The following is a 13,966-nucleotide window of genomic DNA, read 5'->3' on the forward strand; positions in this document are numbered from 1 at the left end:
ATGATACATGATGAAAGAACAGATTTTAATAAGATGCTATTCTTCTTTTATAAGGCCGTTATATTCCGGGTGTTTGGAAAACCAGTGCTGGGCATAGGAGCAGGTGAGAACCGCTTTTTTGTTTTCACAGCGGAGGTGTTCAGCCAGAGCCAGCATGAGCTGACCGGCAATTCCCTGTCCCTGCAGGGATTCATCTACGAAGGTATGGTTTACCTCAACGGTATTTTCGTCTATATCCGGAAAAGTAACTTCTGCCAGCATCTTTTGGCTGGTAGTATTGTGTAAGGCAATCTGATTTTTCTGAAACGTAAAGTTCATGGTGATTACACTCCTTTCCAGTGCGTCTATGAAAATCATTTCTGCTGACTGCGCATCACTGCACGGCATATTTGCAGCAAATTCAGGTCACTTTTCTGCGGATAACGAACCAAACGGATGCGCTTGGGGATTCAGCTGGAAACTGCCGCCAGGGTCAGATATCCTGCCGATCACAGCGGAGTATCTGAATTGGAGCGAATCTAATGGAATGTGTGGCACACAGCTTGCAGAAACATTTTATAACACACTAATGAGATCAATTGTTATGAATCAAAGGCATAGATATTATGTACAGAAGTTTAGCATAGAATACATGGAAAAGCAACATAGTGGAGATAGAGATGTTAAAAAAGAAATGGATTATTTATTTGGGAATGCTGATTTTGTTATTTCAGCTTCCGGTTACGGTATATGCATCCCGGGAAGTAGACAAGGGATTGGATTATATAAAGGGACGTCCGCTCACAGAGGATGAAATCGAGGCTCAAAAGGAGCTGGAGCCTGATTTAAAAGAATTGACGCCCTACAATATTCCGGAGAGTGAGAGGGGTGCGGCACCCAGAGCAAGGATGGCGCTTCCATCAGCTTATGATTCCAGAAATAACGGATATATTACTTCGGTAAAGGATCAGAATCCCTGGGGAGCCTGTTGGGCATTTGCATTTCAGGGAACGCTGGAAGCTTCTTTAATTAAAGATGGATGGAGTGCGTCCGGACTGGATTTATCTGAACAGCACCTGGGTTATTTTACATACTACAGGGCTGCAGATTTATTTGGGAATACGGCAGGAGATCAGGTTCAGATTTACCTCAGGCAGAATGTGGACAAGGGGTATCTGGATTTTGGCGGGAATGCCCAGTGGGCAGTGATGGCTATGAGCAGCTGGACAGGAGCTGCGGACGAATCGGTATCTGTTTATCCGAAAAATACGGCATCCATCCGTCCTTTAAATAATGCCATTGCCTATCAGGATAAAGTGCATCTGCAAAATGCCAGATGGGTTGGTACAAAGGATCGGACAACCGTAAAGCAATGGATCTTAAATTATGGTGCATCATATATTTCACTGGTATACCAGCCGCAGTTTTTTAACCGCAGTACAGCAGCCTATAACTATCAGGGATATGATGACATGAATCATGCCGTTACTCTGGTAGGCTGGGATGATACGTACAGCAGGGAAAATTTTCCGGAGGGTTGTAAGCCAAAGAATAACGGAGCCTGGCTGGCAAAAAACAGTTATGGCAGTGCCTGGGGAGACAAGGGATATTTCTGGATTTCTTATGAAGATAACTATTTGAACAGAAGCGACTCTTATGCATTTGTAATGGAAGGAGAAGCAGCGGATAATTACGATTATATTTACCAGTATGACGGTACCATATACGATGGTTATGTAAGGATACAAAATGGATACAGCGCCGGAAATATCTATCAAACGGCTTCAGCGAAAGCAAACGGAGAGATACTGGAAGCGGTCTCTTTTATGAGTGAGACACCCAATCTATCTTATAAGATACAGATCTATCGAAATGTCAGGGATAAAACAAATCCTGCAAGCGGCGTGCCGGTTTATGCCAGTGAGCAAAGTGGAAATGTGTCTTATTCCGGATATTATACCATTCCACTGAAAGAAAAAGTGCATTTGGATAAAGGAGAAAAATTCTCCGTAGTTATCACATTTACCAATCGGAGCGGCACAAATGTACTTTTGAACATTGATAAGTCGGATACGAGATACAGTGATATGCATATAACAAACCATACGGAAGCCGGGCAGAGCTTTGTGGGTAATAAGAACGGAAATGTATGGTATGATGGGGATAATGAAGGTTACAGCGTACGGATCAAAGCATTTACCGCTAATGCAGCTGTTCCGAATCCTAATCCGCGTACCACACTGCTTGAGGAAATTTTCTTAAATAAAGCAAATCTGACCTTAAATAAAAATGGAACATCTACGCTTCGTGTGTCTTATTCTCCGGAAGATACTACGGTTGATAAAAAAGTAACCTGGACAAGTAAAAACAGTAAAATTGCTTCTGTGGATAAAAATGGAAAAGTGATGGGGCTGCGTGCTGGAAGTACGGTAATTACTGCCAGGGTGGGGAATCTAACCGCACAATGCAGGATTACAGTAAAATCCCCGCTGAATCATATTGTTTTGACAAAAGCAAAACTAACGCTTACACCCAAGATGACCAGCAAGTTAAAAGTAACTTTTTATCCATCGGATACAACAGATTCCAGGAAGATTACATGGAGCAGTAATCAAAAAAAGGTAGCTACTGTAAAAAATGGTGTCATTACTGCAGTGGGAGTTGGGAAAGCTGAAATAAAGGCAAAAGTAGGAAAGCGAAGTGCAGTTTGCGAAGTAACGGTAAAGAAGCCGAAAGTCAGCCTGAACAGAACCTCTACGGTGCTTTACACCTCTGGGAAAAAGACTGTAATTCTAAAAGCGGATATCCGGGGGGCCAGTAATAAAATAAACTGGAGCAGCAGTGATAAGCGGATAGCAAAAGTTGACAAAAAGGGTAAGGTTACGGCAGTTCGAAAAGGTACTGCATATATTACGGCGACAGCAAATAAAGTGAAGAAAACCTGCAAAGTAATCGTAAAAGACCCAATCCTTAACCTGCGGCATACTTCTGCACAGGTAAAGAAAAATAAAACATATGCGATAAAAGTAAATGCCATTCCGAAAGGAACAATCACTTATAAATCCTCAAAGCCCAAAGTGGCTGCGGTAAACAGGAAAGGTGTAGTAACCGGGCTTCGACGGGGTTCGGCAAATATTACCGTAAAATGTAACGGTGTTAAAAAAGTAATAAAAATCACTGTAAAATAAACGAGTGCTCTGCTGAGAATCATTTTACAGAGAAAGTAGATGTGACGAAAATGATGAATGAGACAGTTGATTATGCGCAATTTGACATACTTCCTGCAGGAGTCTGTGAGTTTCTGGGAGACGAGGCGCTGTCTTTGACGTATGTGAATACTACTTTTCATGCAATGCTGGGTTATGAAAAACGGCAGGAAATGCCGTCTGAAATGAAGGAACTGGTGTTAAAAGAAGACTGGGAAGAAATGTGTAATATGGCTGGCTTCTGTCCCGGCAATCCGGCTGCAACTCTGGAGCTGGAGGTTCGGATGAAGAAAAAGAATGGAGATACCGGCTGGTTTATGCTGCGATGTAAAGGCGACAGTGAACGGACCAGCAGAATCATGTGTATCTGCCTGGATTTTAGCCTTCGCAAAGATGCAGTCGAAGGATTGTATGGGCAGGAAGAAACATATCGTTTGATTGTATGGGAACACACGAAGAAAATGGCAGCCCGTTATGAACTGGATACAGAAATATTATATTTGTATGAAAAATCATCGGAGTTTTTTGACCGCCAGGTTATTGAAAACATGCCGGAGACCTTCATAACGGAAGGAATGGTGGCAGAAGAAAGCCAGGAAGAATACCGTGAGTTTTTCAAAAGGATGAAAGCGGGAATCCCAGCCTCTGATACCATTGTGAAAATCAACCACAGACTGAACCGTCAGGTCTGGCTGCGCCATGACTATACGATTACCGATGATGGGCGCTTTGCAGTGATATCCATGGAAGATATGACCAAAGCTCATGAAAAAGAGATCGAACATGAGCGGTGGAAACGTTCTTATGAAAGCCAGCTGACGGGAAACGTAATAAATTACCGTTATAATATTACCAGAGATACTGTGGAGTATATCAAGGGGACTATGGGAGAAGAAATCCCTAAAAGTGCGCGTACTTCCTTTACGGCAGCGGCCGCATATGTATGGGAACACTTCATATATAAAGAAGATCAGGAAAATTACAAGATTATGTTCTCTTATGCCAACTTGATGAAACGCTATTGCGAAGGTATCAAAACTCTGCATTGTGAGTTCCGGCGTCTGAATCCGGAAGGAAATTACTTTTGGGTAGAAGGCGACATACAGCTGATACAGGACCCATACTCTAAGGACATTATTGCATTTGTGGCCTTAAACGACATTGATGAGAAAAAGAAAGAAGAATTCCAACTGCAGTACCGGCTGGAAAATGATGACCTCACCGGTGTTCTGAACCGGGCGGAGGCTGTGAAAAAGGTAACAAAGATGTTAGTGAAAAGTGAAAAACGCCATAACCATGGATTTGTTATGGTAGACATTGATAATTTTAAAATGCTGAATGATTCTTACGGGCATATCATCGGAGACCAGGTCTTAAAAGAAATTGCCTATACGTTAAAAAGTGCCGGAAAGGCGGATGATGTGATAGCAAGACTTGGCGGAGATGAGTTTGTCATTTGTATGAAAAACGTTGGGAACAGCCATGCTCTTGAAAAACGCCTGGAAACCCTCCGTAAAAGAGTTGCCCGCTGGGTCAATGGGGATATCGAAATATCAGCCAGTATCGGGGCAGCTATGTACCCCAAAGACGGCACAACCTTTACCAGTCTCTATCAAAAAGCGGACATAGCTCTTTACCGGGCAAAAGCTGAAGGCCGCAACCGGGTGGTTCTATTTGAACCTGAAATGGAATATAACAATAAAGGAGATCAATTGTAACATTTTTATGTGAAATATCCACAAAATTCTTGACAAAATTTTAACTTTGTTTTATAGTATATATATCGTAACAAAGGTTTTGATTACTGACGGATAGTTGTGGAGTACCACAGGGAAATCAAAATTATATGATAAGGTCGACCGTCTGGGCAGCATTTGTTATCTATGATGTTGCCCTTTTTTAATACACTTTAGGTGTTAGAATTCTATCCGGTACCGAAAGAAATCTGCTTGACTTATTTCTTTCTATATTAAAAATTGAATAATGTTCAAGTAGAGTAGATGTTATACGTAAAGTGTCACCAAAGGGGGAGGCTTTTGGTGAACGAAGGAGACTTCCGCGTTATAAGATCGCTCCCGCTACTGCGTAAAAGATGTATTGTTATTTCTATATTATTTAGAATGTGTATGGTCAGATGCTATTTCTTTGTGCAGTATAGCAGGCAGTCCCGATATTGGGCAGCTGTGTTATTTGCTGAGTGGCAAATGATTCAACTGCTTTTTTTATGGGTTAAGAATGGCAGGCAGACGCATGTCCTTACGGGGACCGTAGTATAATTTATAACGTAAATCACCGCAAAAGCGGTTAATATGAAAGGAGATATTTAACTATGGGTTACAAATCAGACATCGAAATTGCACAGGAGACTACTATGTCCCCAATTACAGAAATCGCAGCAAAAGCAGGTATTGACGAGAAATATCTTGAGCAATACGGGAAATACAAAGCAAAAATTGATTACAATCTGTTAAAAGAAAGTGATGCTCCTAACGGAAAATTAGTTCTTGTAACAGCAATCAACCCGACTCCGGCAGGTGAAGGAAAAACGACAACTACGGTAGGTCTGGCTGATGGTTTACAGAAACTGGGCAAGAACGTTATGGTTGCACTTCGTGAGCCATCTTTAGGACCGGTATTCGGTGTAAAGGGCGGCGCAGCAGGCGGCGGCTATGCACAGGTAGTTCCGATGGAAGACATCAACCTTCACTTTACAGGCGATTTCCATGCAATCGGTGCAGCCAACAACTTACTGGCAGCGATGCTGGATAACCATATCTTCCAGGGCAATGCATTAAACATCGACCCTAGAAAGATCACATGGAGAAGATGTGTGGATATGAATGACCGCCAGCTTCGTAACATCGTAGACGGAATGGGCGGAAAGACAAACGGAATGCCTAGAGAAGATGGATATGATATCACCGTTGCATCTGAAATTATGGCAGTATTATGTCTGGCAAAAGATATCACAGATTTAAAAGAGAGACTTTCCAAGATTATCGTTGGATATACATATGGAAAAATTGCAGAGCAGAAACCGGTAACCGCAGGCGACTTAAATGCACAGGGCGCTATGACAGCACTGTTAAAAGATGCTCTGAAACCAAACCTGGTTCAGACTCTGGAACACGTGCCTGCAATCGTTCACGGCGGACCATTTGCYAATATCGCACATGGCTGTAACTCTGTAATTGCAACAAAGATGGCATTAAAACTGGGTGATTACGCAATCACAGAAGCAGGATTCGGCGCTGACCTTGGAGCRGAGAAATTCCTGGATATCAAATGCCGTATGGCAGGGCTTACCCCTTCCGCAGTTGTTATCGTAGCAACYGTGCGTGCATTAAAATACAATGGCGGCGTTCCAAAGRCTGACTTGAATAACGAAAACTTAGAAGCACTGGAAAACGGTATGCCAAACTTACTGAAACATGTAAGCAACATCAAAAATGTATACGGWCTTCCATGCGTAGTGGCAATCAATGCATTCCCAACGGATACCAAGGCTGAATTAGACCTGGTAGAAGCAAAATGTAAAGAACTTGGTGTAAACGTAGCACTTTCTGAAGTATGGGCAAAAGGCGGCGAAGGCGGCGAAGCTCTTGCAAAAGAAGTAATCCGTTTGGTAGAAGAGCCAAGTGAATTCCACTATTCTTATGAATTAGAAGGAAGTATCGAAGATAAATTAAATGCAATCGTACAGAAAGTATATGGCGGAAAGAAAGCAGTTCTCACAGCAAATGCTCAGAAGCAGGCGAAAGAACTGGAAAACCTTGGATTCGGGAACTGCCCGATCTGTGTTGCTAAGACACAGTACAGTCTGACAGATGACCAGACAAAGCTTGGCGCACCGACAGACTTTGAAGTAACAGTACGTAACTTAAAGATCTCCGCAGGAGCAGGCTTTATCGTAGCCCTCACAGGAGAGATCATGACCATGCCAGGACTTCCAAAAGTACCGGCAGCAGAAAGAATCGACGTAGACGAGACAGGAAAGATTTCCGGATTGTTCTAATTATTTAATATGCAGGGAAGGTGGGGACCTTTCCTGCATATAGAGGATCTAAAGGAAAGAGGAGGTATTTGTTATGTTTCAGGAAGAATTTCAAGCAGTTTGTAATTCAGGAAAAGCAAAATATGGGTTGTTGAAAAATAATCCTCTTGGATATTTTGTTTCCTCAATGGTAGCTGGAATGTTCATTTCATTTGGTTCCTTTGTAACCTTTGTTATGGGAACGCCTCTGAAAGAAGCGGGAGATCCGATGATGAAGGCTGTAATGGCTTTCTCATTTGCAGCGGCTTTAAGTCTGGTGGTAGCAGCCGGAGCAGAATTATTTACTGGTAATAATTTTGTAATGACCTCTGCATCTCTTAATAAAGTTGTAACATGGGGTAATACAATTAAACTATGGATTATATGTTATATTGGTAACTTCCTGGGGTCTATCGCATCAGTTTTTGTTTTTCAGCTGACCGGTGTACCGAAGGGAGCAGTTGGGGAAATGTTTGCTTCTACTGCAGCAACAAAAGTGGGACTTGGACCGGTAGAACTGCTGACAAGAGGTATATTGTGTAATATCCTTGTTTGTCTGGCGGTATGGTGCAGTATTAAATTAAAAAATGAAGTAGCTAAGCTGATTATGGTTTTTTGGTGCATTTACGTATTTATGATTTGCAGCTGCGAACATAGTATAGCGAATATGAGTATTATTGGCGTAGGTTTACTGAATAAAGGCGATGCGGCAGTTACAATAGGCGGTTATTTCTACAACCTTTCTTTAGTAACAATTGGTAATATGATTGGCGGTGCAGTGTTTGTTGCAATACCATATTATTTAATTTCCAAAAACAAAAAAGAAGCGCAATAAAGTATACAATTTCTTAATATTATCGTAAGAAAATAGAAGTTTCTCTTAAAAAATAGTTGAGACTTCTATTTTTTTGTGTTATAGTGTTACAGGTAGCAAGTAATTGATTGGTCATGAGAGGTAAAGAATGAAGAAAATCAAAATCTCAGTTGTAATACTCACACTGGCATTAATTTTTGGACTTGCAGGCAGTGTAACTTCTATAAAAGCGGAAGCTGCTGTAAATGTTGTGAAAAAGGCTAAAACAGTCAAAAGTACATCAGGAAGCTGGAAACAAAATTACATAGGACGATGGTTTCAGTATAAGAACGGCACTTATCCAAAAAACAAATGGATAAAGATAAAGAATAAAATTTACTATTTTGATAAGAGTGGATATGTAACAACAGGTTGGAAGTATTATAAGAAGTCTTATTATTATTTAAATGAGACAGGCAGTAAAAAAGGCGCACTGGTAAGAGGCTGGAAAACAATAAATGGAAAGCGTTATTATTTGTCTAAAACAACAGGAGCCATGTACACCGGCTGGCATACGATTGGCGGTAAAAAGTACTATTTTGATAAAAAGAGCTCTAATTTAGGAGCTATGGTTAAAAAGCGCTGGGTGAATGGACGTTATCTGCAGAAGGATGGTACGATGGCCGTGAACTGCAAGGCAGGGAAGTATTATGTGGGAGCTGACGGAAAGAAAACAAAGGCACCACAGGAGCCGGAAAACCAGAATCCGGGTTATGGTAATTCAGGACAGACTAATCAGGGTCCCAATGACAATGCCGGAAGTTCCGGAGTAAAACAGTATAATACATATGTATTTGTAGGTGATTCCAGAACCGTAGGAATGGAAAATGTAATTGGTTCCAAAGATGGAAATGCACAGTATATTGCAAAGGTAGGCGAAGGTTATAACTGGCTGATGTCTTCAGGGCTTACTCAGCTTAAGAAGAAGCTGGATTTTAACCCATATGTAAAAGTGGTATTTAACCTGGGGGTTAATGACTGCGCATCTAATACCGTCTTACAGTATATCAATGTGTATCAGGAATTGATTGCAAGTTATCCAAATACAAAATTCTATATGATGTCAGTAAATCCAGTTAATGACAAGGTTGCATCATCCGTAGGATATCTTATAAAAAATAAGCATATTACACCATTTAATATGCAGCTAAAGGCAGCTTTCCCAAATCTTTATATTGATACCTATACGTATTTAAAGACTAATGGATTTGGCACGGCAGATGGTGTTCATTATGATAATGATACGTATCAGGCAATCTATGATTACACGATGAGCCATACGTAAAAGAAGTTTGGGACAAAACAGGTTCACTCGTTTTATTAAGCTGATCTACAGGAATGCTTGAAAATGGACTGCAGCTATCTGCTTGATCGGTAAAGTTTGTGAAATGTAACTTTTTAATTGAATATGGAAAATTGATAAAAGGGTATTTGGAGAGTTTTCCGAATACCCTTTTGAATATCTAAATATTAGTAAAACATAATTATAATTATTTATCGCTTTGGAAAACGGGATCCGCAGGATAACCGCCGCCCAGCTTCTGCATACATCTTTGAACACTGTCCCGGGAATTGCCCCAGTCCTTGTCCTTATTCAGGTAATCATATTTCGCAGTAAACCAGGTTACTTCTTCCTCCAGACGCTTCATACTATCTTCCATGAGTTTGAAAAGCATGGGGTAATAAAGATTTTTTTGTTTATCATTCAGCTTATCTTCCGCAGTTTCGATGACATCTGCAAAATGATGGAGACAGAAACCTTTGCTGTTTTTCACTATTTCTACAAATTCGGGATTATTTTTTAACATTTCAAAAAAGGTATCCAGATAACGGTTATAATTATCATTAAAATGATTACAAACGTAGCAATCATTTTCTTTTTCTGTAATCCAGGCTCCAATGTTTGTTTTACGGATTTCCGGTTCGATGGTTGTTTTTTTGATACGTTTTAGCATGGATGATTTACCGGGAGCAAATGATTTGATCTGTGCCTGCAGTTCTTCATTCAATTTGTGGAAATGGGTACTTAGTATTAAAGCACTCCCAAGGCGGTTGCCATAGTCAAACATCATTTTATAATGATGGCGGCAGAATCCGATCTTGTCGGTTTCCATGCGGACGTCATCTTCCATATAGGCAGAACCAAGAATAAAAGAAATTGCATGCTGTTCCAGGTTTCGCTCTATAAAACAAAACGGACATTCGTCGTTTGCATTAAATGCATCCATTAAGGGGATGGTATATATGGTTTCTTTCATATAAAGAGGCCTCCTTTAGCGTCGTTATGTATACTATAGCACAGAAAACAAGTTTGGAATATAAAATTCTTGACAAATTATTACTTCGAGAGTAGAATTAAAATATACTTCGAGAAACGAAGTAAAGGAGTGATTACCTATGAGTGAGTTTCCGGCATCCGTAGAGGAAATGGTATTTGAAATAATGGATAAATGCAAATTTGTTTTTTATCCGGAACAGCGGTTTGATCTGTTTCTAAACTGCTCGAAGAATGAAATCTTTGCTTTACTGTTCGTTTACCGCCAGAAACAGGTGAATATGAGTGAAATAGCAGAATATATGAACATTCCGCTTAATACGGTTACCGGAGTCATCAGCCGTCTTGAAAAAAAGCATCTGGTACGCAGAGAGAGAAGTGATCAGGATAAGCGGGTTGTAACCATTTCACTCAGTGAAAAAGGAACAGATTTCATGTATCACGAAATGATGGAACTGGGAAATTATTTTACCAGAGTGATGGCTGCATTTTCGGAAGAGGAGAAGAGAACCCTCTTTGGCATGGCAGATAAGATCTTTGCAGTATTGAACCAGAGGGAAAAAACTGGTGAAAAGCCAAAGGAGAAAAAAGTCCGAAAGATTGCAATTGAGTAATCTGAAATTGAATGTTGGTTAAACTGTATTTTAACAGAGCTTTGCGGCTCTGTTTAAAAATAATAAATAGTTCGAGTTTCGAATAATTCGAACGAAGAAATAAATAGAATATACAAAATGAAATAATATAAGTTGAACCGGGGAGCTATTTTCCGGGAAAGGAGATTTATGAATAGAATCATAATTTTTACAGGAAAAGGAGGCGTAGGTAAGACCAGCATTGCAGCGGCACACGCCAGGAAAGCATCCAAAGAAGGGAAAAAAACATTAATTGTAAGTACGGACATGGCGCATAATTTAAGCGATTTATTTGAGCAGCCTCTTGGAAAAGAAGAAATGCAGGTAGCTGAGCATTTATTTGCTCTGGAAATAGATCCTGCCTATGAAATGGAGCATGATTTTTCATCTATGATGAATGCTTTTGCAAATATGCTCCCGGCAGGAAGCGGGGAAGAAAATATAATGAATGACCTGGATATGATACCGGGAATCGAAGAGTTATTTTCCCTGTTAAAAATTCAGGAAATATATAATCGTAAAGAGTACGAGTTGATTATAGTGGACTGTGCGCCTACCGGAGAGACGCTTTCCCTGCTGAAATTTCCGGAACTTCTTTCCTGGTATATGGAAAAACTGTTCCCACTGGGAAAAGTGGCGGTTAAAGTGATGCGGCCGGTAACGAAAAAGCTTTTTCAAATTCAATTGCCGGATAAAAAGGCTATGAATGATATCGAAAGAATGTATTTGAAACTGGCTGAATTGCAGGAGCTGATGAAGGACAGGGAGATCAGCAGTATAAGGCTTGTGGCAATACCGGAAAAAATGGTAGTGGAGGAAACAAAGAGAAATTATATGTATTTGAATCTCTATAATTTTAATGTGGATGGACTCTATATTAACCGGGTTTTGCCGACGGATATTAATAATCCCTTTTTTGATGAATGGCTGGGGATCCAGCAGCAGTATATCAAGGAATTAAAAGAGGTATTCCAAAGCGTCCCGGTGTATGCCATTAAATGGTATGATATCGATTTAAACGGTCTCACGTCACTGGACCGGGTGTGTGAAGATGCGCTGCAGGAAGATGATCTGTTTGCAGTAAAGAGAATCATACCGAATGAAGTCTATGAAAAAACAGAGAATGGCTATCTTTTAAAGGTATATCTGCCGTGTGTGAAAAAAGAGGAAATCGTAATGCATGAAGCGGGCCGGGACCTTATTGTGAAGATCGGGAACTTTAAAAGAGCAATTCCCATGCCATCTACTCTGCGGGGACATTATGTACAGTCCGCAAAGATGAAAGACCAGTCCCTGCACATACAGTTTGTTAAGGAGGAAGAGGATGAATAAGACATTTATAACAAAAATTGTTCAGGCAAAGAAATTAGAAATAGAAGCATTTCAGGAGCTGTTGCCGGATGAACTAAATGACAGGATGAAAAATTGGAGGACCGGAGCGGGAGATTGGTTAAAGGACTGTGCGGTTGAAATTTATCTGGCTGGAAAAAAAGAGACGAAATCTTGTAAAGACGAAAGAGATGGGAGTCGGGAAAACGAGTCTGAAAAAGCAGATATGTACACCGGAGATAATTTTACGAAGAAATCAGAAAAAACGAAACGCACCAAAAAAGTGATCATTGAGTAGGGGGAAGGAACATGAGAATATTATTATATACGGGTAAAGGCGGTGTAGGGAAGACCAGCATAGCAGCAGCAACGGCCTGTAAAATCGCGGAAAGTGGAAAACGGGTTCTGATTATGAGCACAGACCAGGCACACAGCCTGGGTGACTCCTTTGATTGTAAACTCAGCAATGATCCGGTGAAAATAACGGAGCATTTATTTGCAATGGAAATCGATGCCGTAGCGGAAAGCGAACGTGCCTGGGGAAATATAAAGGATTATTTGAAAAAGCTGCTGACATCCAGATCAGGGGAAAGCATAGAAGCAGAGGAACTGCTGGTTTTTCCAGGATTTGAAGAGCTGTTCTCTCTGTTTAAAATTCTGGAGATATACGAAGCGCAAAATTATGATGTGTTGATTGTGGACTGTGCACCTACCGGTGAGACAATATCACTGTTAAAATTTCCCGAAATGTTTGGTGACTTGCTGGGGAAAATAATGCCGATGAAGAGAAAGGCAATCAAAGTAGCAGGTCCCCTGGTAGAAAAAACAACCAAGATTCCCATGCCAAAAGAAACTCTTTTCGATGAAGTAGAGATCTTGTGTTCCAAAATAGAACAGCTGCAGGATCTGATGTCTGATAAGGATGTTCTAAGCCTGCGTATCGTGACTACCCCGGAAAAAATCGTGGTAAAAGAAGCAAAAAGAAATTTTGCTTATCTCCACATGTATGATTACAATGTAGATGCAATCATTGTAAATAAGGTGTATCCCAGGTCATCTTTATCGGGATACTTTAATCAATGGATAGAAAACCAGCAGAACAGCCTGCAGGATATCAGACAGAGTTTTTTTGATATTCCGGTATTTGAAATGGAGTTTTTAAAGCATGAATTGAGAACGGCAGAGCGACTCAGAACAGCTGCGGATATGGTATACGGAGATACGGATCCGACGGCAGTTCTGGCGGTTCAGAATATATTTGTCCTGGAAAAAGAGCAGGAGAAATACTACTTAAAAATTGCAATCCCATTTGTGGATAAACGGGAATTGGAACTGGAACAAAAAGGAGAGGAACTGGCACTTACGATCAAAAATGAAAGGCGTAATCTGATACTTCCGCCAAAACTGCGGGGTTATGAAGTGGCTGGTGCAAAATATGAAGAGGATGTGCTTAAAATTGAGTTTGAACATATTTAGTTGAGAAAACCAGCTTTGTAGCGACAACCTGAATCTGGAAAAGATGGGGCATGCAATTTTTCCACGCCCCATCTTTTCGTACACTGCCCCCATCTACAAAGCGTCTGCTTCTCAACAAAACATCCCATCTAACCTCAAATCTTACTTGCAGTTCATTTAGAATTACCATATAATAGTGAGGAT

11 protein-coding genes and 2 riboswitches are annotated in these 13,966 nt (G+C 40.6%); of the genes, 9 read left to right on the forward strand and 2 right to left on the reverse strand.

The features are described from left to right. Positions 1–36: 36 nt before the first annotated feature. Positions 37–318 (reverse strand): GNAT family N-acetyltransferase, encoded by a 282-nt coding sequence (locus QR40_RS13490; RefSeq protein WP_044295491.1) that lies wholly within the window; start codon positions 316–318, stop codon positions 37–39. 341 nt (positions 319–659) lie between these two features. On the opposite strand from QR40_RS13490, the gene QR40_RS13495 reads away from it, so the two are divergent. The 5 genes from QR40_RS13495 (at position 660) to QR40_RS29840 (ending at position 9,356) form a co-directional block, all read left to right on the forward strand. Further along, positions 660–3,167, forward strand: coding sequence for an Ig-like domain-containing protein (locus QR40_RS13495; protein ID WP_044295492.1), 2,508 nt, complete (start codon positions 660–662; stop codon positions 3,165–3,167). Positions 3,168–3,217: 50 nt separating this feature from the next. Further along, on the forward strand, positions 3,218–4,903 hold the full coding sequence (locus QR40_RS13500) for a sensor domain-containing diguanylate cyclase (protein WP_027296541.1): 1,686 nt from the start codon (positions 3,218–3,220) through the stop codon (positions 4,901–4,903). 72 nt (positions 4,904–4,975) lie between these two features. Next, positions 4,976–5,061, forward strand: a riboswitch (ZMP/ZTP riboswitch). Between the two features lie 114 nt (positions 5,062–5,175). Then, positions 5,176–5,268, forward strand: a riboswitch (THF riboswitch). A gap of 246 nt (positions 5,269–5,514) precedes the next feature. Then, positions 5,515–7,200 carry a formate--tetrahydrofolate ligase gene (locus QR40_RS13510; RefSeq protein ID WP_044295494.1) on the forward strand — a complete coding sequence of 562 codons (1,686 nt, stop codon included), beginning with the start codon at positions 5,515–5,517 and terminating at the stop codon, positions 7,198–7,200. Between the two features lie 73 nt (positions 7,201–7,273). Then, positions 7,274–8,053 carry a formate/nitrite transporter family protein gene (locus tag QR40_RS13515; protein ID WP_027296544.1) on the forward strand — a complete coding sequence of 260 codons (780 nt, stop codon included), beginning with the start codon at positions 7,274–7,276 and terminating at the stop codon, positions 8,051–8,053. A gap of 127 nt (positions 8,054–8,180) precedes the next feature. Next, complete coding sequence (locus QR40_RS29840; RefSeq protein ID WP_052430845.1) at positions 8,181–9,356, forward strand: hypothetical protein; 1,176 nt, start codon at positions 8,181–8,183, stop codon at positions 9,354–9,356. Positions 9,357–9,561: 205 nt separating this feature from the next. On the opposite strand, the gene QR40_RS13525 is transcribed toward QR40_RS29840, so the two are convergent. Continuing rightward, positions 9,562–10,329, reverse strand: a complete 768-nt coding sequence (locus QR40_RS13525; protein WP_027296546.1) for a DUF6062 family protein — start codon at positions 10,327–10,329, stop codon at positions 9,562–9,564. Between the two features lie 139 nt (positions 10,330–10,468). Here QR40_RS13525 and QR40_RS13530 point away from each other — a divergent pair, with 139 nt between their 5' ends. From QR40_RS13530 to QR40_RS13545, 4 genes are all read left to right on the forward strand, one after another. Next, complete coding sequence (locus QR40_RS13530; RefSeq protein ID WP_027296547.1) at positions 10,469–10,960, forward strand: MarR family winged helix-turn-helix transcriptional regulator; 492 nt, start codon at positions 10,469–10,471, stop codon at positions 10,958–10,960. Positions 10,961–11,128: 168 nt separating this feature from the next. Then, a complete protein-coding gene (locus QR40_RS13535; protein ID WP_044295496.1) occupies positions 11,129–12,310 on the forward strand; it encodes an ArsA family ATPase in 1,182 nt (393 codons plus the stop codon). Further along, positions 12,303–12,605 (forward strand): hypothetical protein, encoded by a 303-nt coding sequence (locus tag QR40_RS13540; protein WP_044295497.1) that lies wholly within the window; start codon positions 12,303–12,305, stop codon positions 12,603–12,605. Before QR40_RS13535 ends, QR40_RS13540 begins: the two co-directional genes overlap by 8 nt. A gap of 11 nt (positions 12,606–12,616) precedes the next feature. After that, positions 12,617–13,783, forward strand: a complete 1,167-nt coding sequence (locus tag QR40_RS13545) for an ArsA family ATPase (RefSeq protein WP_044295498.1) — start codon at positions 12,617–12,619, stop codon at positions 13,781–13,783. The last annotated feature ends 183 nt before the right edge of the window (positions 13,784–13,966 follow it).

The sequence above is a fragment of the Robinsoniella peoriensis genome (genome assembly GCF_000797495.1).
Taxonomy (GTDB): domain Bacteria; phylum Bacillota; class Clostridia; order Lachnospirales; family Lachnospiraceae; genus Robinsoniella; species Robinsoniella peoriensis.

Bases quoted from the DNA above. Each gene is read 5' to 3' on its own strand.
- QR40_RS13525 (WP_027296546.1), bottom strand. From the start codon at position 10,329: ATGAAAGAAACCATATATACCATCCCCTTAATGGATGCATTTAATGCA.
- QR40_RS13535 (WP_044295496.1), top strand. From the start codon at position 11,129: ATGAATAGAATCATAATTTTTACAGGAAAAGGAGGCGTAGGTAAGACC.
- QR40_RS29840 (WP_052430845.1), top strand. From the start codon at position 8,181: ATGAAGAAAATCAAAATCTCAGTTGTAATACTCACACTGGCATTAATT.
- QR40_RS13545 (WP_044295498.1), top strand. From the start codon at position 12,617: ATGAGAATATTATTATATACGGGTAAAGGCGGTGTAGGGAAGACCAGC.
- QR40_RS13490 (WP_044295491.1), bottom strand. From the start codon at position 318: ATGAACTTTACGTTTCAGAAAAATCAGATTGCCTTACACAATACTACC.
- QR40_RS13495 (WP_044295492.1), top strand. From the start codon at position 660: ATGTTAAAAAAGAAATGGATTATTTATTTGGGAATGCTGATTTTGTTA.
- QR40_RS13540 (WP_044295497.1), top strand. From the start codon at position 12,303: ATGAATAAGACATTTATAACAAAAATTGTTCAGGCAAAGAAATTAGAA.
- QR40_RS13500 (WP_027296541.1), top strand. From the start codon at position 3,218: ATGATGAATGAGACAGTTGATTATGCGCAATTTGACATACTTCCTGCA.
- QR40_RS13530 (WP_027296547.1), top strand. From the start codon at position 10,469: ATGAGTGAGTTTCCGGCATCCGTAGAGGAAATGGTATTTGAAATAATG.
- QR40_RS13515 (WP_027296544.1), top strand. From the start codon at position 7,274: ATGTTTCAGGAAGAATTTCAAGCAGTTTGTAATTCAGGAAAAGCAAAA.